We start from the raw sequence: 21,166 nt of genomic DNA, 5'->3' as shown, positions 1-21,166 counted from the left end.
AACTTAACTGAGCGAACGCTCATTCAATAAAGAAGCGGGGGGATCTTATGTTCATTCTCATACAGTTTCTTGCCTTTCTCCTGGTGGTTGGCTACGCGGTCTACCTCTTTGCGCACGTCGTATACAGCCGCTATCTTTTCATCCGCCTCGGGAGGAAGCCGGAAGATCAAAAAGGGCTAAAAGAACGGTGGAAAGCTCTTTTGCTTAACGTCTTTGGACAGAGAAAGCTTCTAAAAGACAAGAGAAGCGGCGTCATGCACGTTATCTTCTTCTATGGGTTTATCATCCTCCAGTTTGGCGCCATTGATCTCATCCTAAAGGGACTTATACCCGGAGCGAGGCTGCCGATCCCTTTTTACGGCGGGTTTACCTTGGTGCAGGAGATGACCACCATGGCGGTCCTTTTGGCGGTGGCGTACGGCATTTACCGTCGGTATATTGAGAAGCTGCCCCGATTGAAACGAGGATGGAAAGCCGGCATGGTCTATTGGTTCATCGGCACTCTTTTCCTTTCCGTCCTGGCCGCAGGGGGAATGGAGATGGCCATGGCCGGAGAAGTATGGAACGGGATGCGCCCCTTTTCTTCCCTGGTCGCCTACCTTGCCCAACCCCTCTCACCGGAGGTGAGCCGTTTTTTCTTTTATTTCTTCTGGTGGATTCATCTGTTGATCCTTCTTGCCTTTCTCGTCTACGTTCCCCAATCAAAGCATGCCCATCTCATCGCGGCGCCCATCAACGTTTTTTTAAAACGGCTTTCTCCTCCGGGACGACTTACACCCATTCATCTGGAGGATGAGACGGCCGAGGAATTCGGGGTGGGGCGGATTGAACAATTTACCCAGAAACAGCTCCTCGACCTGTATGCCTGTGTGGAATGTGGCCGCTGCACCAGCATGTGCCCTGCAAACAACACCGGAAAGAGCCTTTCTCCCATGCAGTTGATTGTGAAGATGCGGGACCATTTGACGGAAAAAGGGGCGGCCGTAACGGGACGGACTCCCTGGATGCCGGCTTCTCTCTTTGCCCATACCCGGGGGAATCGCATCGCTTGGGCCCATTCCAGGGAAGGGACACAAGGGGAGGTCGCCGCTACGAAGGAAGCGTCGGCCGAAGAAGAGCTGATGCCCCCCTTCGAGGAGATCAGCCTGATCGGTGACGTCATTACGGAGGAGGAGATCTGGGCCTGCACCACCTGCCGGAATTGTGAAGATCAATGTCCGGTGATGAATGAACATGTGGATAAGATTATTGATCTTCGCAGGTACTTGGTCCTGACCGAGGGGAGGGTATCGGGAGAGGTGAACCGGACCTTCCAAAACATTGAGCGGCAAGGGAATCCCTGGGGCTTAAATCGGAATGACCGGAGCAAATGGAGGGATGTGGAGGGTATCGAGGCGCCTACCGTTAAGGAAAAACCCGATTTTGAATACCTTCTTTTTGTAGGCTCTATGGGTTCCTATGACCGGCGCAGCATGAAGATTACCCAAACGTTGGTCAAGATTTTAAATCACGCCGGGGTCTCTTTTGCCATCCTTGGCAATGAAGAGAAGAACTCAGGGGATACGGCGAGGAGATTAGGGAACGAGATGCTCTTTCAACAATTGGCTCTGGAGAATATAGAAAACTTCCGGCGCTATGGAGTGAAGAAGATCCTGACCATCGATCCCCACACCTTTAATACCTTTAAAAACGAGTATCCCGATTTTGGATTCCAGGGAGAGGTGATTCATCACACCCAATTGCTCTACCAACTTCTGAAAGAGGGAAGGATTGCGCCCAAGGTTCCCGTACGGGAGAGGATTACCTACCATGATTCCTGTTATCTGGGGAGATATAACGGCATGTACGATGTTCCCCGGGAGATCCTGAAAGCGATTCCGGGGGTGGAGCTGGTGGAGATGAAGCGGAACCGTCAGGACAGCATGTGCTGCGGGGCGGGAGGAGGACTCATGTGGATGGAAGAGAAGGAAGGAACTCGTGTCAACTTGGCCCGCACCGAACAAGCCTTGGAGGTTTCCCCTACCCTCATCGGCACGGCTTGTCCCTATTGCCTCACCATGATCTCCGATGGGGTAAAAATGAAAGAAGCGGATGTAGAAACATTGGATGTGGTGGAGATCCTGGCGAAATCCCTTCAATTGGAAGGGGAGGAAGAGAGGACCGCTTAAAAAACTCCTTGGAAAATGAAGAACCTGTAATGAAGAGAATGAAAATCGATCAACCGGTGTTTTTCGCATGGGGAAATGAATGAGAGGTAGAGAGGAGGAAACGATGTTGAGAAGCGTTATCGTAGCGGGGGCGCGAACCCCTTTCGGGCGGTTCCAAGGAGCTTTGTCCCCACTAACCGCTGTCCAGCTCGGCGCGGCGGTGCTTAAGGAGACCCTGATGCGGGCGGAGGTAAAAGGGGAGGAGGTGGATGAGGTGATCATGGGGATGGTCCTCCAGGGCGGGGCCGGTCAGGTTCCCGCCCGGCAGGCTGCGGTAAAAGCGGGGTTACCCTGGGAAGTCCCGTCGGAAACGATCAATAAGGTATGTGCGTCAGGGCTTAGGAGTGTAACCCTGGCCGATCAAATCATCCGCTCCGGGGATGGGGAGATCCTCCTGGCGGGGGGAATGGAGAGCATGTCCAATGCTCCCTATTTCCTCCCGAAGGTTCGGGGGGGATTGCGCATGGGAAACGGGGAAGTGATCGACCTGATGCAATATGACGGACTCACCTGCCCCTTTTATGGTGTCCCGATGGCCGTCCACGGCAGCCGGGTCGCCCGGGAATTCGGGATTACCCGGGAGGAGCAGGATCGTTGGGCATACCGGAGCCACGTGCGGGCAATTCAGGCGATTGATGGGGGGCTTTTACGGGAAGAGGTGGTTCCCCTTACCGTCCCCCAGAAAAAAGGGAGTCCACTCACGGTGGATACCGATGAAGGCCCCCGTAGGGATACCGGCATGGAGAAGCTTGCCGCTCTATCCCCGGTTTATCAAGAGGATGGGACCATTACGCCCGGAAATGCCCCCAGCGTAAATGATGGAGCCGCAGCCCTTCTTCTCATGTCGGAGGAGAGGGCAAGACGGATGGGAAGGAAGCCTTTGGCGAAAATACTCGCCCATAGCGAAATTGGGGCGGAGGCTCCCTACATTGCCACCGCTCCCGGCTTGGCTATTCGGAAGCTTCTCCGGAAAACGGGACTTTCCCTACAGGAGATTTCCCTCTTTGAGGTAAATGAGGCCTTCGCTGCCGTGGTGTTAACCACCGGGAGGCTCTTGGAGTGGGAGGAGGAAAAGGTGAATGTGAACGGCGGTGCCGTCGCCTTGGGGCACCCCATCGGAGCCAGTGGGACCCGCATTCTGCTTACCCTGATCTATGAATTAAAGAGAAGGGGGGGAGGTCTCGGAATCGCGGCCATCTGTAGTGGGACTGCCCAAGGGGATGCGGTTCTGGTGGAGGTGGAGCCGTAACCACTTGGTGAGCGCCCTGTCTTCGGAGGAAGAAAATGAGCGGGGAATTTCCGGATAAGGAGGAAAACGGATGGAGTTGAAAAAGATCATGGTCGTAGGAGCGGGTCAGATGGGAAGCGGGATCGCCCAAACCGCCGCCCAAGCGGGATTTGAGGTTCTTCTTCACGACCTGTCGGAAGAGTTGATCGGGCGGGGATTAGGAAATATTGGGAAGAACCTGAGCCGGCTTGTTGAGAAAGGGAAGCTGAACGAGCAGGAGAGGGAGGAGATCTTGGGGCGGATTCAACCTGCTCCGCTTTTGGAGGAAGCAAGGGAGGCCGATCTGGTGATCGAAGCCGTGATGGAGAAGATGGAGGTAAAGACCGACCTGTTTCGCACCCTGGATGGGATCTTGGGGAAGGAAGGGATTTTAGCGACCAACACCTCCTCCCTCCCCATCACCGAGCTTGCCGCCGTAACGGACCGACCGGAAAGGGTGATCGGCATGCACTTTATGAACCCTGTCCCCGTGATGAAATTGGTAGAGATCATCCGCGGTCTGGCTACGAGCGATGAAACCTATCGGAGGATCGAGGAACTGGCCCGGAGAATGGGGAAAATTCCTGTGGAAGTGAATGATTTTCCCGGCTTTGTCTCCAATCGGGTCCTTATGCCCATGATTAACGAGGCGATTTACGCCGTCTACGAGGGGGTGGCCACGCCGGAATCGGTAGACCAGGTGATGAAACTTGGCATGAATCATCCCATGGGACCCCTGGAATTGGCCGACTTTATCGGACTGGACACTTGCCTTTCCATCATGGAGATCCTTTACGAGGGGTTCGGCGATTCTAAATACCGCCCCTGCCCCCTTCTCAGAAAATATGTTAAGGCAGGATGGCTGGGGAGAAAGACAGGGAGAGGCTTCTATCGATACGAAGCATAGAGAAGAATACCGGTATATGAGTATGTCCACACGTGAAAAACGGATTGAGAAATGAAGGGAGAGAAGGGTGACCGCCTTTGTCCGAAGAGGGTATTCCTAAAAACAAGGGCGAGCCTGCCGTGAGATGAATTTCTCCTTTACGGAAGAGCAACTTTTGTTACGGCAAATGGTGCGCCGCTTCGCCAGGGAGGAGATTCTTCCCCTGATCCCCCGGATGGAAGAGGAAGATTGGTACCCCCGCCCTCTCCTACGCAGGATGGGGGAGCTGGGCCTGATGGGGATTCCGCTTCCGGAACGTTACGGCGGTGCGGGATTGGATTTTATTTCTTACATTTTAGCGATCCATGAAATTTCCAAAGTAAGCGCTGCGCTGGGTGTAATTCTCTCTGTTCACACCTCAGTGGGGACAATGCCCATTTACTACTTCGGGAATGAAGCGCAGAAAGAGCGTTTCCTCCCGGCGTTGGCAAAGGGGGAGGCGATCGGGGCCTTTGCGCTGACGGAACCCCAGGCCGGTTCCGATGCCGCCTCCATCAAGTTAAAGGCCGTGCGGAGAGGACGTCATTACTGCCTAACGGGTACGAAACAATTTATAACCAACGGGGGAGAGGCGGATACCTATGTAGTATTTGCCGTCACTGACCCGGAGAGAGGGATCAAGGGGATCACCGCCTTTATCGTGGAGAAGGGAACCCCAGGATTTTCGACGGGCAGGCGGGAGAAAAAGATGGGGCTTCATGGCTCCAGCACCGCCACCCTCCTCTTTGAAGAGGCGGAGGTTCCCGTCGAAAATCGCCTGGGAGAGGAAGGGGAAGGCTATAAGATCGCCATGGCCAATTTGGATGTAGGACGGATCGGCATCGCCGCCCAAGCATTGGGCATCGGGGAGGCTGCTTTCGCTGCCGCCCTTGCCTACGCCAAGGGGCGGAAACAGTTTGGCCGCCCCATTGCAGATCAACAGGCGATCCGTTTTAAGTTGGCCCAGATGGCCACGGAGTTGGAAGGAGCACGGCTTTTGGTCTATCGCGCCGCCTCCTTAAAGGAGGAAGGAAAACCGGCCGGATTGGCCGCTTCCCAAGCGAAGCTTTTCGCCTCCGATGTGGCCGTGAAGGTGGCGACGGAAGCTGTCCAGATCTTTGGCGGTTATGGATACATCCGGGATTATCCGGTAGAGCGATATTTCCGGGACGCAAAGATCACGCAAATCTATGAAGGGACCAACGAGATCCAGCACCTGGTGATCGGGAAATATCTCTTGGCCGAAAACAATTCAGACGGGGTGAGGGGAAAATGAATTTTTCGTTAAGCGAAGAACAAGAGATGATGCGGCAGATGGTGAGGGAGTTTGCGGTACATGAGGTGGCTCCCACCGCCTCTTTACGGGATGAAGAGGAGAGATTTGATCGGAAAATTTTTACCAAGATGGCTGAACTGGGATTAACAGGCATTCCATGGCCGGAAAGGTGGGGAGGCGCGGGGGCCGATTTCTTAAGTTATGTGATTGCAGTGGAAGAATTGGCCAGGGTTTGCGCCTCCACCGCCGTCACCTTATCTGCCCACATCTCCTTGGCCAGTTGGCCGATCTACAAATTTGGCAGCGAGGAGCAGAAGGAGAGATTTCTCCGCCCCCTGGCCGAAGGGAAAAAGATCGGCGCCTATGGTTTGACGGAGCCCGGCTCCGGTTCCGATGCGGCCGCCATGCGGACGACTGCCGTCAAAAATGGCCGCCACTATGTTCTAAATGGTTCCAAGATCTTCATCACCAATGCAGGCGCAGCAGAGATCTATGTCGTCTTCGCCTTGACCCATCCCGAATTAAAGCACAAAGGGGTAACCGCATTTATCCTGGAGGAGGGAATGCCCGGCTTTACCGTGGGGAAGAAGGAGAAGAAGTTGGGGATTCGTGCCTCTACGACGGCGGAAATTCATTTTGAGGAGGTCATGGTCCCTGAGGAAAACCGCTTGGGAAATGAGGGGGAAGGATTTAAGATCGCCATGATGACTTTAGATGGAGGGCGAAACGGAATCGCCGCCCAGGCTTTGGGGATTGCCCAGGGAGCTCTGGATGAAGCCTTGAGATATGCCAAAGAGAGGAAACAATTTGGGAAACCGATCGGCGACCAGCAGGCGATCCGTTTTAAATTGGCCGACATGGCCACAAAGATTGAAGCCTCCCGCCTCCTCACCTACCAAGCCGCCTGGTTGGAGGATCACGGACTTCCCTATGGCAAAGCCTCTGCGATGGCTAAACTTTTTGCCTCCGATACGGCGATGGAAGTGACGACGGAGGCGGTTCAGATCTTCGGCGGGTACGGGTATATTCGGGAATATCCGGTGGAGCGGATGATGAGAGATGCGAAGATTACCCAAATTTATGAAGGAACGAATGAGATTCAGCGTCTCGTCATCTCCAATGCCCTAATGAAAGAATAGGATGGATAAAATGCACCCAATCGCGAAACAGATCATTGGAGGGGACACCCGGGCCTGCGCCAAAGCCATCACATGGATCGAAGAGGAGAAACCGGAGGGGTTTGAACTTCTCCGGGAGCTTACCCCTTACACCGGCCGGGCGGTAACCGTAGGCATTACCGGTGCCCCGGGAGCGGGAAAGAGTACGCTGGTGGATGCCCTCATCTCCCTTCTCAGGGGAAAGGGATTTTCACTAGGCATCATCGCGGTGGATCCCACCAGCCCCTTTACCGGAGGGGCCATTTTGGGAGATCGGATTCGGATGCAGCGCCACGCGACGGATCGAGGAGTATTTATCCGCAGCATGGGGACCCGGGGTAACCTGGGGGGCCTCTCTTATCATACACAAGGGGCGATGCAGATTCTGGATGCCTATGGTTGTGACGTGATCCTGGTGGAGACGGTAGGGGTAGGACAATCCGAGGTGAAGGTGATGGAAGCCGTCGATACCACCCTCCTCGTCTTAAGTCCGGGAACCGGGGATGTGGTGCAGGCTTTTAAAGCAGGGATTATGGAGATCGCCGATCTTTTTGTGGTAAATAAAGCGGATCTCCCCGGCACGGAGAAATTGGTGGCACAAGTAAATGCCATGCTGGACATCACGAAGACGGGCAAAGGATGGCGCCCTCCCGTCCTGAAGACGGTCGGTTCACGGGGGGAAGGGATCCTTATGGTTTGGGAAAAGATTTTGGAGCACCGGGCTTCCTTAGAAGAGGAACCGGACGGAGAAACCCGGCGACGGAGAAGGAGGATGGCGGAATTAAAGGAAATCCTCCGCCGCTTCCTGGATCAATGGGTGGAGGAACTCCTCTCTTCTCCTGACTACCAGGGAAGAATAAAAGATGTGGAAGAAGGGAAAGAATCCCCGTATTTTTTGGCAGGGCAGATCCTGAACCATCTAAAAAGAGGAGGGGGTGGAGAATGAAAGAGATCCACACCGACGTGAAAGATAAGGAACTGATTGAGACCAGGCGGGCACAGATGGTGGAAGCCGCGGTGGAACTTTTTGCTCGTAAAGGTTTCCATAAGGCGACGACCCGGGAGATCGCCGCCGAATCAGGCTTTAGCATCGGTACCCTCTATGAATATATTGAGTCAAAGGAAGATGTTCTTTATCTCGTCTGCTCATCGATCCATGAAGAGATGAAGAACGGATTAACCCTCTCCATTCAAAAGGGAAAGACGGGAGGAGAAAAATTAAAAGAGGCGATCATCGGATATATCCGGGTCGTTGACCGCCTTGATGATAAGGTACTGCTCATCTACCAGGAGACGAAATCCCTCCCAAAAGATGCGATGCGCATTGTTTTGCGCACGGAAGAAGAAATCGCCGGCATTTTTGCCCGGTTGCTCCATGAAGGAGTAAAAGATGGAAGCCTATCCCTCGCCGAAGAGGATATTCCCCTGATCGCCGAAAACATTGCCGTCCTTGGAGAGATGTGGGCGTTTCGACGTTGGGCGCTGAGAAATCGATTTACCCTGGAGGAATTCATTGAAAAACAGCTTCGTTTTCTCGGGGGGATCGGGGGTTGGAGCAAGGAGGAAGGGAGAGAGGAACTCGGAAACCATAAAAGAGGAGAGGAGGATCGGAATGGAAGAGAAGTATCTCCCAAAACATAAGATTCGTTTTGTAACGGCCGCCAGCCTGTTCGACGGCCACGATGCTTCGATCAACATCATGCGGCGTATCTTGCAGAGCAGCGGAGCGGAGGTGATTCATTTGGGGCATAACCGCTCTGTGGAGGAGGTAGTGGAAGCGGCGATTCAAGAAGATGTACAAGGGATTGCCGTTAGCTCCTATCAAGGGGGGCATATGGAGTACTTTAAGTATATGGTCGACCTGCTAAGGAAACGGGGAGCCGGGGAAATTAACGTATTTGGAGGCGGCGGCGGGGTGATCATCCCGGCGGAAATAAAAGAACTGGAGGAGTACGGGGTGGCAAAGATCTTCTCACCGGAAGATGGCCGTATCCTGGGCCTTCAGGGGATGATCAACCATATGCTTAGGCTCTGTGATTTTTCTCCTCTCAGAAGATGGGAAGAAAGCCCGGAGCGGCTGCGTCGGGGGGACACGTTGGAGCTGGCCAAATGGATTACCCTGGCAGAGATGGCGGTGGAGGAAGAAGGCGCGAGGGAGAGGCTTCGCCTCCTTCCCGATGAGGAGAGGAAGATACCGGTGATCGGCATCACCGGAACCGGCGGGGCAGGAAAAAGTTCCCTTACCGATGAACTGATCGCTCGCTTTTTAGCGTATGATGAAAAGGTGAAAATTGCCGTTCTCTCCGTCGACCCATCCAAGCAGAAAACAGGGGGAGCGCTTTTAGGCGATCGGATTCGCATGAACTCCATCGATCATCCCAGGGTATTCTTCCGCTCCCTGGCCACCAGGGGGGCGAAATCGGAGCTTTCCCTCGCGATCCAGGATGCGGTAAAGGTGGTCAAAACGGCTCCTTTTACCCTGATCTTCGTGGAGACAAGCGGCATCGGCCAGGGGGATACGGAGATTGCACGCATCAGCGACCTGAGCCTTTATGTGATGACCAGTGAATATGGAGCTCCCTCCCAATTGGAAAAAATCGATATGTTGGATTATGCGGACCTGGTGGTCATCAATAAATTTGATCACAAGGGGGCGGAGGATGCTATGCGGGATGTGCGGAAAGAGATCCGCCGAAATCGGAATCTCTTATCCGCTCCTCTAGAGGAACTGCCCGTCTATGGAACCGTGGCCAGCCGCTTTAACGATCCCGGCGTCAATCGCCTTTTTCAAGCGCTGATTGGGAAGATGAATGAGAAGCTTAATGAAAATTGGGCTCTCCCTTCCGAAAGAAATGAGGTAAGGGAGGAGAATGCAGGGGTGATTCCTCCTGAGCGGAGGGGGTATCTCAGGGAGATCGCAGAGACCGTTCGAAACTACAAGAAGAAGACGAAAGAACAGGCGAAGATCGCTTCCCGGTTGTATCAAGTGCAAGGGGTCATTTCGCTGCTGGAGAACGGTAGAGGAGAAGGGCCGGAACGCTTAAAATTTGAAAGCGTGGACAGGGAAGAAGGGGAAACCCCGGAGCCCCTCTCCCTCCTCTACAGCAAACGGAGGGAATTAAAGAATCTCCTTCTCCCCGGGGTTAAGCAGGATTTAAGGAATTGGGAGGAACGTCTCTCCGGTTATAAAGAGAAATGGAGCCTATCCCTTTCCGGCACCCGCATCCCTAAAATTGCTCTTCCCTGCTATACGGATTGGGGGGATAGGGTCCGCTGGATCAGGGAAGAGAATTTTCCGGGGCATTTCCCCTTTACCGCCGGGGTATTCCCCTTCAAACGGGAAGAGGAGGAGCCGACCCGGATGTTCGCAGGGGAAGGCACCCCGGAGAGGACCAACCGCCGTTTCCACTATTTGAGCCAAAACAGCAAAGCAAAACGACTCTCCACCGCTTTTGACAGTGTTACTCTCTACGGAGAGGATCCGGACCGGAGACCGGATATCTATGGGAAGATCGGCACGAGCGGCGTAAGCGTAGCCACTCTGGACGACATGAAGAAGCTTTATGCCGGTTTTGATCTGGCCGATCCGCTGACCAGCGTCTCCATGACCATCAACGGCCCTGCCCCGATCCTCCTCGCCATGTACTTTAATACCGCCATCGACCAACAGGTCGAGAAGTTCGAAAAAGAGGCGGGAAGAAGGGCGACGCCGGCGGAATATGAGGAGATCAAAAAAGCGACCTTGCAGCGGGTCAGGGGTACCGTACAAGCAGATATCTTAAAAGAGGATCAGGGACAAAACACCTGCATCTTTTCCACAGAATTTGCCCTGAAAATGATGGGAGATATCCAAGAATACTTCATTCAACATCAGGTTAAAAATTATTACTCCGTAAGCATCAGCGGCTATCATATTGCAGAGGCCGGAGCCAACCCGATCACCCAGCTAGCCTTCACGCTCGCCAATGGCTTTACTTACGTGGAATATTACTTGAAGAGGGGAATGAAGATCGACGATTTTGCGCCGAACCTTTCCTTCTTCTTTTCCAACGGTCTCGATCCGGAGTATGCGGTCATCGGGCGGGTGGCCCGGCGCATTTGGGCGATAGCCATGAAGGAAAAGTACGGAGCGAACGAGAGAAGCCAGAAATTGAAGTACCATATTCAAACCTCCGGACGTTCATTACATGCCCAGGAAATGGACTTTAATGATATTCGCACCACGATCCAAGCCTTGCTTGCCATTTACGATAACTGCAACTCTCTGCATACCAATGCCTATGATGAGGCCGTCACCACACCGACGGAAGAATCGGTCCGGCGGGCCCTGGCCATTCAACTCATCTTGCAACGGGAATTTGGGATGACCAAGAATGAGAATCCACTCCAGGGGGCTTTCATCATAGAAGAATTGACCGATTTGGTGGAAGAGGCCGTTTTAAGGGAATTTGAACGTCTGGACGAACGGGGAGGGGTACTTGGTGCGATGGAACGGATGTACCAGCGTGGCAAGATTCAAGAGGAGTCTCTCCTTTATGAGATGAAGAAACATAGCGGCGAACTGCCCATCGTCGGGGTAAATACCTTCCTAAACCCCCATTCGGCACTGGAAAAGGTGGATGCGTTAGAATTGGCCCGCGCGACGGAAGAAGAAAAAGAGGAACAAATCCAAAACCTTCAAGCGTTTAAAGAGCGGCACCGGAAAGAATCGGAGAAAGCGCTTTCCCGTCTGAAAGAAGTGGCTCTTAAAGGGGGAAATATCTTCGCCGAACTGATGGAGACGGTAAAAGTGGCGAGCCTCGGCCAGATCACAAAGGCGCTCTATGAGGTAGGAGGGAAATATCGCCGGAATATGTGATAGAAATCCTCATTATTTGTTTGACATAGGCCAGATATGGGTTAAAATAGGTTGTACGAGATCGATGGATGGGAAGTGGTATGATGAGCGAACTGGCCAATTTAAACAAAGAGGAATTAGCAGAGATGGCAATGGTTGACCTCGCCCATATGATTCTCATGGAAGGAAGCGAGCCCGTCTCCTTCGCGGATTTAGCCCGTCGGATACAGGAAGCGAAAGGAATCGGCGAAGAAGAGATGAATGCTTGGCTTGTCCAGCTCTATACAGAGATGAACATTGACGGACGCTTTGTAAACATAGGAGAAGGACTTTGGGGATTAAAGAAATGGTATCCTATTGAACAGTTTGAAGAAGCGATCTTAACGGGGGGACGCGGCAGACATCTCGATCAGGATGATGATTTGGACGATTATGACGACTATGCCGAAGATGAGGATTTCGAAGATCTCGATGATGAACTATCCGAAGACGACGAGCTTGGGGATTTGGATGACGAGGATTTAGGCGAAGATTTGGATGACGTAGGCGATGAGGATTTGTTGGATGAAGCGGATGAAGAATTTTACGATGATGAGGGTTTGGAGGTGGATGAGGTTTTTGTGGAGGAGGACGCGGAAGTAGATCTTTCCGATGAGGAAGAACAGGAACCGGACGAGGAAGCTCGAGATCAGGAAGAGGAAGATAAAGAGTAGTTCTTTTTGCCGTTGACACTTTCCCCCTTAAAAAATAAAATAGAGTTGGGCACCCTGTGAACGCATGATTTTTTTCAAAGAGTAAGAAAGCCCCCTTTAAGAAGAAGGGGGCTTTACTTTTGCTTTTTTTCGATTTGTGCATTCTAAAAATAACGAAAGAAAAGGGGAAACAGAAAGCATGACAAAATTTATTTTCGTGACAGGCGGGGTTGTTTCTTCACTGGGAAAAGGGATTACGGCAGCCTCCCTTGGAAGGCTTCTTCGAAACAGGGGGCTTACCGTTTCCATACAAAAATTTGATCCGTACATCAATGTAGATCCCGGTACGATGAGCCCTTACCAACACGGAGAGGTATTTGTCACAGGGGACGGGGCGGAGACCGATCTCGATTTAGGCCATTATGAGCGGTTTATCGACATTAACGTAACCGCCTTAAGCAATGTAACGACAGGCAAGATTTACTCCAGTGTTCTGAATAAAGAGCGGCATGGAGATTATTTAGGGGCAACGGTACAAGTGATTCCCCACATTACCAATGAAATTAAGGAGCAGCTCTACAGGGCGGCGAGAGACGGGCATCCCGATATCGTCATCACGGAGATCGGGGGGACCGTGGGGGACATCGAGTCCCTCCCGTTCCTAGAGGCGATTCGACAGATGAAAAATGAGGTAGGCAGGGGAAATGTGATGTATATTCATGTGACCCTCGTTCCCTATATCCGGGCAGCCGGGGAAGTAAAGACGAAGCCTACCCAACATAGCGTAAAAGAGCTGAGAAGCATCGGGATTCAGCCCACCATGATCGTCTGCCGGACGGAACGCCCGCTGGCCAAAGAGGTAAAAGAGAAGATCGCCCTCTTCTGCGACATAGATCCTGCTGCGGTGATTGAGGCGGTAGACGCCGGATCCATCTATGAGGTTCCTTTAATGATGAAGCGGGAGGGACTGGATGAATATGTGGTCAACTATTTTAAGCTGGATGTACCCCCTGCCGATATGAGAGAATGGGAAGAGATGGTATTACGGATTAAGAATCTGAAAAAGAAGACGAAAATCGCCCTCGTCGGGAAATATGTCCAGTTAAAAGATGCCTACATGAGCGTGGCGGAAGCCCTTTACCATGCAGGCATCGCAAACGACGTAGAAGTAGAGATCGATTGGATCTCCGCCGAAAAAGTAAATGAAAAGAATGTGGAGGAACTCCTTGGGGGAGCCGATGGGATCCTGGTGCCTGGGGGATTTGGAGATAGGGGAATCGAAGGGAAGATCACCGCGATTCAATATGCGCGGGAAAAATCGATCCCTTTCTTTGGGATATGCTTGGGGATGCAGATGGCGGTTGTAGAATTTGCCCGCCACGTCCTTCGTTGGGAGGGGGCCCACAGCTCGGAGATCAATCCGAATACCCCGTATCCGGTCATCGACCTCCTTCCCGAACAGAAAGAAGTAGAGCATCTAGGAGGAACGATGCGACTTGGTTCTTACCCCTGCGTCATAGACGCCGGAAGCCTTGCCCATCAAGCATATGGAAAGGATGAGATTTCGGAACGGCACCGGCACCGGTATGAATTTAATAATCTCTTCCGGGAGGAGATGGAGAAGGCAGGACTCCGGATCTCCGGCACATCTCCCGACGGGAGGCTGGTGGAAATCATCGAATTAAAGGATCATCCATGGTTCCTTGCTACCCAGTTCCATCCCGAGTTTACCTCTCGCCCTAACCGGCCTCAACCTCTCTTCCGGGATTTCATCGCCGCAGCTTTAAAGTTAAAATCTAATAGGGAACAGGAGAATTATTCCGCCGTTTGAGACCTACCACGGGCAACAGGAGAAATGAAGGAGGTAGAGAACATGAGCTCTTACCTCCTTCATTTTTTTGTAGGCGGATTTAACCGCTGGGGAAAGTAGGTGAGAAACTAGGGAAAAATAAGTTTTTCCGATGGAAAGAAGGAATTTGATGGGGAGTGAAGAAATGAATACATATTAAAAAATGAATTTTGGGTGAATAACTTTTGGGTGAATAGCATTTGGATGAATAGCATTTGGATGAATAAATTTTGAGTGAATCAATGAAGGGGAAACGATGTGAAATCTCGTAGAAGCGGGGTGGGAAGAGATGAAAAAAGTCCTAATTGTAGACGACCAGTTAGGGATTCGGATGTTGCTTACCGAATTGCTGAAGAAGGACGGGTATGAGACCCAGCAAGCGGCCAATGGAAGGGAGGCGCTGGCGCTCCTTGGAAAAGAATCTTTCCACTTAATCCTCCTGGACATGAAGATTCCCGGAATGAACGGCATTGAAATTCTCAGGGAGATCCGGCAAAGGCTCCCCTCCATTCAAGTCATGATGATGACGGCATATGGAGAATTGGAAATGATGGAAGAAGCGAGAAATCTCGGGGTTTTACACTATTTCGCCAAACCTTTTGACGTGGAGGAGATCCGCCATGAAGTAAATAAGGTATTGCGTGATGTGGTATAATGAAGGAGTGGAATGTTCTTTCCATACATAAATACTTTAGCTCGTTTTTTCCGAAAAAAAGGAGGAGAAGAGGATGCCTTTAGTCTCGATGACAGAATTATTAAAGCACGCGAAGAGGGAGAAGTTCGCCATCGGCCAGTTTAACATGAACAATCTGGAATTTACCAAGGCAATCATGGAAGCGGCGGAGGAGGAACGGGCTCCCTTTATTTTTGGGGTAAGCGAAGGAGCGATGAAGTACATGGGGATCGATTATGTGGTGGCGATGGCAAAAGCCGCTGCCGAGAAGAGCTCCATCCCCGTCGTTTTACACTTGGATCATGGATCCAGCTTTGAGGTGGCGATGAAATGCATTCGCGCCGGTTTTACATCCGTCATGTTTGACGGTTCTCACCATCCCTTTGAAGAAAACGTCCGGATCACCAAAGAAGTGGTCCGTGTCGCCCACGCCATGGGTGTATCGGTAGAGGGGGAATTGGGCACGATCGGCGGTGTGGAGGATGATCTGGCCGTCGATGAAGAGAATGCGAACATCGCGAAGCCGGAGGAGGCCATCCGCTTTTACGAAGAGACGAAGGTGGATGCGTTGGCCATCGCAGTGGGAACGGCGCATGGAATGTATAAGGGAGAGCCGAATATACGTTTCCATATCATCGAAGAGGTTGCCTCAAAGATTGATGCCCCCATTGTCCTCCATGGAGGGTCGGGGGTCCCCGATGAATCAATCCGTCGTGCCATTCAAGCCGGTGTAGGTAAGATTAACGTAAATACCGAAAACCAGATCGCCATGACGGAGACGATTAAAAAAGTATTCGCCGAGAAACCGGAAGTATACGATCCCCGCAAGTACCTGGGACCTGCGAAGGATGCCATGAAAGAGGTTGTGCGGGGGAAGATGCGCCTCTTCGGTTCAAATGGGAAGGCATGATGAGGAGGAGAGAGCATGCGGCTATTTATCGATACGGCCAATATTGAGGAGATTAAAAAGGCCCATGCGATGGGCGTCATCAGTGGTGTAACCACCAACCCCTCTTTGGTGGCGAAAGAAGGACGCGATTTCCATGAAGTCCTCAAAGAGATTCTTGCCATCGTTGATGGGCCCATCAGCGCCGAAGTGATTAGCACCGAAGCGGAAGGCATGCTGGAAGAGGGGAAACGGCTGGCTCAATTGGGAAAGAACATCGTCATCAAGGTCCCCATGACCGAAGAGGGATTAAAGGCGACAGCTCGATTTAAGGAATTAGGGATTGCCACCAACGTCACCTTAGTCTTTTCCGTAAACCAGGCGCTCCTCGCCGCCAGAGCGGGAGCCACCTATGTATCCCCGTTTGTGGGCCGTCTTGACGACATCGGACAGGATGGCATCGAACTGGTAAGTAACATCGTACAGCTCTTTGCGATCCATGGAATGGATACCCAAGTGATCGCCGCCAGCATCCGCCATCCCCTTCACGTAACCCAGGCAGGCTTAGCCGGGGCCCACATCGCTACCGTTCCTTATAAGGTGATTACCCAGATGACGAATCACCCCTTGACCGATGCAGGGCTTGAACGCTTCCTGGCCGACTGGAAAAAAGCTTCAGTGGCGAAATCGTAGAACAAGGATCAAGCATTGGGAGGTCCCGCAACAATCGATCATCGTATAGGAGGCGCACATCGTTGATGTGCGCTTGACCGTTTTGTTTCACAAAGGAATGGTTTATGGTAAGATGGGTACAGGTTGGTAGAAAGGAAGAAACCCGATGCAACGAATCTACATCTCCGGAAGGCGTCCCCTTTCAGGCCGTGTGGCCATCGGGGGAGCGAAAAATAGTGCGGTTGCCCTCATCCCGGCTGCGCTTATGGGAAGGTCCCCTACCACCTTGGAAAACTTGCCTATGATCCGTGATGTGGACCTATATCTGCATCTCCTGAAAGAGCTGGGGGTAAAAGCGGAACTGCGTGGAAGCCGATTGTGGATCGATCCGTCCTCCATAGAACCGAAACCGCTGCCAAATGGAGAGGTGAAGAAACTGAGGGCCTCCTATTATCTGATGGGTGCCTTATTGGGGAGGTTTAAGGAGGCTGTCGTGGGGCTTCCAGGCGGTTGCGACCTTGGCCCCCGCCCCATCGACCAACATGTAAAAGGCTTTGAGGCCTTGGGGGCAGAAGTGGTGCATGAAGGCGGGGCGCTTCACCTTAAAGCACGGGAACTCATCGGCAATCGCATCTTTCTGGACATGGTTAGCGTCGGGGCAACCATTAACATTATGCTGGCCGCCGTTTATGCCAAGGGGACGACGGTGATTGAAAATGCGGCGAAGGAGCCGGAAATCATTGACGTCGCCACCCTTCTTACTTCCATGGGTGCCAACATTAAAGGTGCAGGGACCAATGTGATTCGCATCACGGGGGTGGATGAATTAGGGGGAACGACCCATTCCATGATTCCGGACCGGATCGAGGCGGGAACGTATATGATCGCCGCCGCTGCCACGGAAGGAGAAGTGGCATTGGAAAACGTGATTCCCCTTCACCTGGAGTCACTCATCGCCAAGCTTAGGGAGATGGGGGTGGGCATCGAAGAAAGGGAGGATGAAATCAGGGTTTACGGACCCCGCATCTTACAGCCGGCGGATATTAAGACCCTCGTTTATCCAGGATTCCCCACAGATCTCCAGCAGCCGATCGCTCCTCTGCTCACCAAGGCAAAGGGAACCAGCATCATTACCGATACCATCTATGCCCATCGGTTTAAACATGTGGACGAGCTCCGGCGTATGGGGGCTAGAATCAAAGTGGAGGGACGCAGCGCGATCATCGAGGGAGGAAGCCCTCTGGAGGGAACCCGGGTACAGGCAACCGACCTCAGGGCAGGAGCGTCTTTGGTCATTGCAGGGCTCATGGCGGAAGGAACGACACGCCTTACGGGTGTGGAACATATAGAGAGAGGATATGAAAACATGGTGGAGAAACTTCGGGATTTGGGGGCTCAAATCGAAGTAAGTCAGGAGGAAGCTTAAGTAATGTGGATCATTCCGCTGCTATCGTCTCTGGTCAGCCTTTTTCTAGCCCTTTATGAAACAGAAAAATACTGGAAGATTCGAAAGAGATCCGACCTCCTCTATGCGCTCTCCTTGTATCTCTTTACGATTGCTGCGTTTGGGGAATTTTACAGTGAAGCCTTCGGATGGCAAATATGGATTTATAAATTATATTATTTCCCCGCAATTACCCTGGTTCCCTTCATGGCTGCCGCCACCCTTTACATTCGCACCAAGCCGATCATTGCCCACCTCTTCCTCGCGTATGTTTCTATCTTATCCTTGGCTCTCCTCATCGTTCTTCTGCCTGCTCAGGTCAACACAGAAGTTCTCTTTCAAGGAAAAGGAACGGTGGGAGGGAGTGCCATGCCGGGTTCGGTCCGGGGATTTAGCTTTTGGCTTTCAGGGATAGGTGGAATTCTTCTCCTTCTCACCTCCTTGTGGGGATGGTGGCGCTCCCGCAAGATCGGCTTTTTATACCTGTTCGGCGGCGCCATGGTCATGAGCCTTGGTGGCGCCCTGGCCAAGCAGGGACTGGCTCTCTTCCTTCCTTTAAGTGAACTGTTGGGCATTCTTCTTCTCTTCTTTGGCGTATACACCCTCTCACACCAAAAGAAAGAGTCTCCGGCAACTCACCCCACGACCCGGGAGAAAGAGGATCATCAGGACTGAAAAGCATGAAAGAAAGGGTTGACGAAGCGTAAAATTTGGAGGATGATCAAAGGAGATCGTTTTTTACAGCCGGAAGGGATGAAACGGTGATGGTGAGTAAGATGGGGGGTCTTTGGTGTGGAAAGAAGTTTAACGATGGAATTGGTCCGTGTCACGGAGGCCGCCGCCCTTTCATCGGCAAGATGGCTGGGTCGGGGAAAGAAAGAGGAGGCAGATGACGCGGCCACGACGGCCATGCGGGCTGTTTTCGATACGGTACCTATGGACGGGGTCGTGGTGATTGGAGAAGGGGAGATGGACGAAGCTCCCATGCTATACATCGGGGAAAGGCTGGGAATGCCCGGACCCAATGTACCCAAAGTAGATGTGGCCGTTGACCCGCTTGAAGGGACCAACATCGTGGCAAAAGGGACCTGGAATGCTCTCTCCGTCATCGCCATCGCGGATCGGGGTAATCTCCTTCATGCCCCCGATATGTATATGGAGAAAATTGCCGTAGGTCCCGAGGCAAAGGGAAAAGTTCACCTTGAAGCTACGGTCAAGGAAAATTTGGATGCGGTAGCAAAGGCTTTAGGGAAAGAGATCGCCGACGTGGTCGCGATTGTGCTGGACCGTCCCCGGCATAGCAAATTGATTGAGGAAATTCGTGAAGCGGGAGCCCGTATCAAGCTGATTAGCGACGGTGATGTATCGGCAGCGATCAATACCGCCTTTCCGGAAACGGGAGTCGATATTCTCTTTGGGATCGGAGGTGCGCCGGAAGGTGTGATCGCGGCGGTGGCCCTTAAATGCCTGGGAGGAGAACTGATCGGCCGCCTGAAGCCGGCCAATGAGGAGGAATATGAGCGCTGCAAAAAGATGGGGCTTTCCAATCCGGAACAAATTTTAGGCATGGAAGATCTGGTCAAGGGGGATGATGCCATCTTCGCAGCCACAGGGGTGACGGATGGGGAACTCCTCCGAGGAGTCCGCTTCATGGGGAAGACGGCCAGAACTCATTCGGTGGTTATGCGGGCCAAATCGGGAACGGTACGATTTATTGAAGCGGAACATCGCCTCTCGACAAAGCCAAATCTGGTGATCACATAAACCCATGACGGAACGGGAGTTTTCACGATTCGGAAACGATAGGGATACAAAACCTATGGATATAGATGAGAAAATAGAGAGTGTGGTGTAAATCCTTGCATGGGTGAGGAATGGCGATTAAATGATTTAGAAGAGTTAAATGTTAAGGAACTCTATAAGATTGCCAGGGAATATGAAATCAGCTACTCAGGATTAAAGAAAAGAGAGCTCATTCTGGCCATCTTAAAGGCACAAGCTGAAAAATTAGGATTTATGTTTATGGAAGGAATATTGGAGACAATGCCCGAGGGCTTTGGGTTCCTACGTCCCCTCGGGTATATCCCCAGTCCGGAAGATGTTTACCTCTCCAATTCCCAAATCCGACGTTTCGACTTGCGAACCGGGGATAAGGTATCGGGGAAGGCGAGGCCCCCGAAGGAGAATGAACGTTATTTTAGCATGCTTAAGATTGAAGCGGTAAATGGCGAAGTCCCGGAAAGCGCGGTAGAACGCCTCCATTTCCCCGCATTAACTCCCCTCTATCCTAAGAAACGCTTCACCCTTGAAACCACTCCCGATAAATTATCCACGCGTATCATCGATCTTCTCTCCCCCGTCGGTTTTGGGCAGCGGGGATTGATCGTCGCTCCTCCTAAAGCAGGGAAGACGGTTCTCTTAAAAGAGATTGCCAACAGCATCGCCACCAACTATCCGGATGTGGAACTGATTGTCCTTCTCATCGACGAACGTCCGGAAGAGGTTACCGATATGCAGCGGTCCGTGCGGGGGGAAGTGATTAGCTCCACCTTCGATGAAGTGCCGGAGAATCACATCAAGGTGGCTGAACTGGTCTTGGAGCGGGCGATGCGCCTGGTGGAGCATAAAAAAGACGTGGTGATTCTCCTCGACAGCATTACACGCCTTGCCAGGGCATACAATCTCGTCATCCCTCCCAGCGGCAGAACTTTATCGGGGGGGATTGACCCTGCCGCATTTCACCGTCCCAAGCGCTTTTTTGGGGCGGCCAGAAATGTGGAGGAAGGAGGGAGCCTCACCATCCTTGCAACAGCCCTCATCGAGACGGGTTCCCGCATGGATGATGTCATTTATGAAGAATTTAAAGGCACAGGGAACATGGAACTTCATTTAGATCGTAAATTGGCGGAACGGCGCATTTTCCCCGCCATTGAGCTTAGACGTTCGGGAACGAGAAAGGAAGAACTTCTCCTGCCGAAGGAGGATTTGGAAAAAATCTGGGCGATACGCAAAGCCTTCGTCGCCAATGAAGATTTCACCGAACAGTTTCTCCGGAAATTGGCGGAGACGAAGAGCAATCGGGAATTTCTGGACATGATTGAGATCAAGACCAAAAGGGTAAGAATCTCTTCCTCCCCTGCCGAAACTTCCCCACTTACCCCTTCACCATCTTCGGAGGTTTGATGATTTTCCTTCTATTTCCCCGATCTTTCGCATATACATGGATATGCCCATTTTATACGATGAAAGGGGATGGAAATGATCGGTTTTGATGCCCTGCT

At 52.2% G+C, this 21,166-nt stretch carries 17 protein-coding genes; all 17 read left to right on the top strand.

The genetic code is table 11. The features are described from left to right. Window positions 1-47 precede the first annotated feature (47 nt). Complete coding sequence (locus THEAE_RS0118050) at window positions 48-2,168, top strand: (Fe-S)-binding protein (RefSeq protein ID WP_028988392.1); 2,121 nt, start codon at window positions 48-50, stop codon at window positions 2,166-2,168. A gap of 106 nt (window positions 2,169-2,274) precedes the next feature. Then, the gene (locus THEAE_RS0118045) at window positions 2,275-3,456 is read left to right on the top strand and encodes an acetyl-CoA C-acetyltransferase (protein ID WP_028988391.1); all 1,182 of its coding nucleotides are present in this window, start codon (window positions 2,275-2,277) and stop codon (window positions 3,454-3,456) included. Window positions 3,457-3,526: 70 nt separating this feature from the next. Beyond that, entirely contained in the window at window positions 3,527-4,381 is an 855-nt protein-coding gene (locus THEAE_RS0118040; protein WP_028988390.1) for a 3-hydroxybutyryl-CoA dehydrogenase, read from the top strand. A 124-nt stretch (window positions 4,382-4,505) separates the two neighbouring features. Continuing rightward, a complete protein-coding gene (locus tag THEAE_RS0118035; RefSeq protein ID WP_028988389.1) occupies window positions 4,506-5,675 on the top strand; it encodes an acyl-CoA dehydrogenase in 1,170 nt (389 codons plus the stop codon). Then, window positions 5,672-6,814 (top strand): acyl-CoA dehydrogenase, encoded by a 1,143-nt coding sequence (locus THEAE_RS0118030; RefSeq protein ID WP_028988388.1) that lies wholly within the window; start codon window positions 5,672-5,674, stop codon window positions 6,812-6,814. Before THEAE_RS0118035 ends, THEAE_RS0118030 begins: the two co-directional genes overlap by 4 nt. Window positions 6,815-6,824: 10 nt before the next feature. After that, window positions 6,825-7,778 carry a methylmalonyl Co-A mutase-associated GTPase MeaB gene (gene meaB / locus THEAE_RS0118025; protein WP_028988387.1) on the top strand — a complete coding sequence of 318 codons (954 nt, stop codon included), beginning with the start codon at window positions 6,825-6,827 and terminating at the stop codon, window positions 7,776-7,778. Continuing rightward, window positions 7,775-8,473: a TetR/AcrR family transcriptional regulator gene (locus THEAE_RS0118020; RefSeq protein ID WP_005584939.1), complete on the top strand. Its 699-nt coding sequence runs from the start codon at window positions 7,775-7,777 to the stop codon at window positions 8,471-8,473. The genes meaB and THEAE_RS0118020 overlap by 4 nt, the downstream gene beginning before the upstream one ends. Then, a complete protein-coding gene (gene icmF / locus THEAE_RS0118015) occupies window positions 8,445-11,690 on the top strand; it encodes a fused isobutyryl-CoA mutase/GTPase IcmF (RefSeq protein ID WP_028988386.1) in 3,246 nt (1,081 codons plus the stop codon). The genes THEAE_RS0118020 and icmF overlap by 29 nt, the downstream gene beginning before the upstream one ends. Window positions 11,691-11,773: 83 nt before the next feature. Continuing rightward, window positions 11,774-12,382, top strand: a complete 609-nt coding sequence (rpoE, locus tag THEAE_RS23435; protein ID WP_028988385.1) for a DNA-directed RNA polymerase subunit delta — start codon at window positions 11,774-11,776, stop codon at window positions 12,380-12,382. 178 nt (window positions 12,383-12,560) lie between these two features. Continuing rightward, the gene (locus THEAE_RS0118005; RefSeq protein WP_028988384.1) at window positions 12,561-14,192 is read left to right on the top strand and encodes a CTP synthase; all 1,632 of its coding nucleotides are present in this window, start codon (window positions 12,561-12,563) and stop codon (window positions 14,190-14,192) included. 307 nt (window positions 14,193-14,499) lie between these two features. Continuing rightward, complete coding sequence (locus tag THEAE_RS0118000; RefSeq protein ID WP_005584934.1) at window positions 14,500-14,865, top strand: response regulator; 366 nt, start codon at window positions 14,500-14,502, stop codon at window positions 14,863-14,865. 73 nt (window positions 14,866-14,938) lie between these two features. Continuing rightward, on the top strand, window positions 14,939-15,793 hold the full coding sequence (gene fba, locus THEAE_RS0117995; RefSeq protein WP_005584933.1) for a class II fructose-1,6-bisphosphate aldolase: 855 nt from the start codon (window positions 14,939-14,941) through the stop codon (window positions 15,791-15,793). A gap of 15 nt (window positions 15,794-15,808) precedes the next feature. After that, entirely contained in the window at window positions 15,809-16,462 is a 654-nt protein-coding gene (gene fsa / locus THEAE_RS0117990) for a fructose-6-phosphate aldolase (RefSeq protein WP_005584932.1), read from the top strand. 145 nt (window positions 16,463-16,607) lie between these two features. Then, window positions 16,608-17,867: a UDP-N-acetylglucosamine 1-carboxyvinyltransferase gene (locus THEAE_RS0117985; RefSeq protein ID WP_028988383.1), complete on the top strand. Its 1,260-nt coding sequence runs from the start codon at window positions 16,608-16,610 to the stop codon at window positions 17,865-17,867. Window positions 17,868-17,870: 3 nt separating this feature from the next. Next, window positions 17,871-18,560: a hypothetical protein gene (locus THEAE_RS0117980; RefSeq protein ID WP_005584929.1), complete on the top strand. Its 690-nt coding sequence runs from the start codon at window positions 17,871-17,873 to the stop codon at window positions 18,558-18,560. 117 nt (window positions 18,561-18,677) lie between these two features. Continuing rightward, on the top strand, window positions 18,678-19,649 hold the full coding sequence (gene glpX, locus THEAE_RS0117975; protein ID WP_005584928.1) for a class II fructose-bisphosphatase: 972 nt from the start codon (window positions 18,678-18,680) through the stop codon (window positions 19,647-19,649). Window positions 19,650-19,748: 99 nt separating this feature from the next. Beyond that, window positions 19,749-21,068 carry a transcription termination factor Rho gene (rho, locus tag THEAE_RS0117970; RefSeq protein WP_005584927.1) on the top strand — a complete coding sequence of 440 codons (1,320 nt, stop codon included), beginning with the start codon at window positions 19,749-19,751 and terminating at the stop codon, window positions 21,066-21,068. The last annotated feature ends 98 nt before the right edge of the window (window positions 21,069-21,166 follow it).

Origin of the sequence: Thermicanus aegyptius DSM 12793 (assembly GCF_000510645.1) — a bacterium.
Lineage (GTDB): Bacteria > Bacillota > Bacilli > Thermicanales > Thermicanaceae > Thermicanus > Thermicanus aegyptius.
The sequence above is the reverse complement of the archived record's forward strand: the minus strand, read 5'-3'. Positions and strand labels throughout refer to the sequence as shown.

Bases quoted from the DNA above. Each gene is read 5' to 3' on its own strand.
- fsa (WP_005584932.1), top strand. From the start codon at position 15,809: ATGCGGCTATTTATCGATACGGCCAATATTGAGGAGATTAAAAAGGCC.
- THEAE_RS0118040 (WP_028988390.1), top strand. From the start codon at position 3,527: ATGGAGTTGAAAAAGATCATGGTCGTAGGAGCGGGTCAGATGGGAAGC.
- THEAE_RS0118050 (WP_028988392.1), top strand. From the start codon at position 48: ATGTTCATTCTCATACAGTTTCTTGCCTTTCTCCTGGTGGTTGGCTAC.
- rho (WP_005584927.1), top strand. From the start codon at position 19,749: ATGGGTGAGGAATGGCGATTAAATGATTTAGAAGAGTTAAATGTTAAG.
- THEAE_RS0117980 (WP_005584929.1), top strand. From the start codon at position 17,871: ATGTGGATCATTCCGCTGCTATCGTCTCTGGTCAGCCTTTTTCTAGCC.
- THEAE_RS0118030 (WP_028988388.1), top strand. From the start codon at position 5,672: ATGAATTTTTCGTTAAGCGAAGAACAAGAGATGATGCGGCAGATGGTG.
- rpoE (WP_028988385.1), top strand. From the start codon at position 11,774: ATGAGCGAACTGGCCAATTTAAACAAAGAGGAATTAGCAGAGATGGCA.
- icmF (WP_028988386.1), top strand. From the start codon at position 8,445: ATGGAAGAGAAGTATCTCCCAAAACATAAGATTCGTTTTGTAACGGCC.
- THEAE_RS0118035 (WP_028988389.1), top strand. From the start codon at position 4,506: ATGAATTTCTCCTTTACGGAAGAGCAACTTTTGTTACGGCAAATGGTG.
- meaB (WP_028988387.1), top strand. From the start codon at position 6,825: ATGCACCCAATCGCGAAACAGATCATTGGAGGGGACACCCGGGCCTGC.
- THEAE_RS0118000 (WP_005584934.1), top strand. From the start codon at position 14,500: ATGAAAAAAGTCCTAATTGTAGACGACCAGTTAGGGATTCGGATGTTG.
- THEAE_RS0118020 (WP_005584939.1), top strand. From the start codon at position 7,775: ATGAAAGAGATCCACACCGACGTGAAAGATAAGGAACTGATTGAGACC.
- fba (WP_005584933.1), top strand. From the start codon at position 14,939: ATGCCTTTAGTCTCGATGACAGAATTATTAAAGCACGCGAAGAGGGAG.
- THEAE_RS0117985 (WP_028988383.1), top strand. From the start codon at position 16,608: ATGCAACGAATCTACATCTCCGGAAGGCGTCCCCTTTCAGGCCGTGTG.
- THEAE_RS0118005 (WP_028988384.1), top strand. From the start codon at position 12,561: ATGACAAAATTTATTTTCGTGACAGGCGGGGTTGTTTCTTCACTGGGA.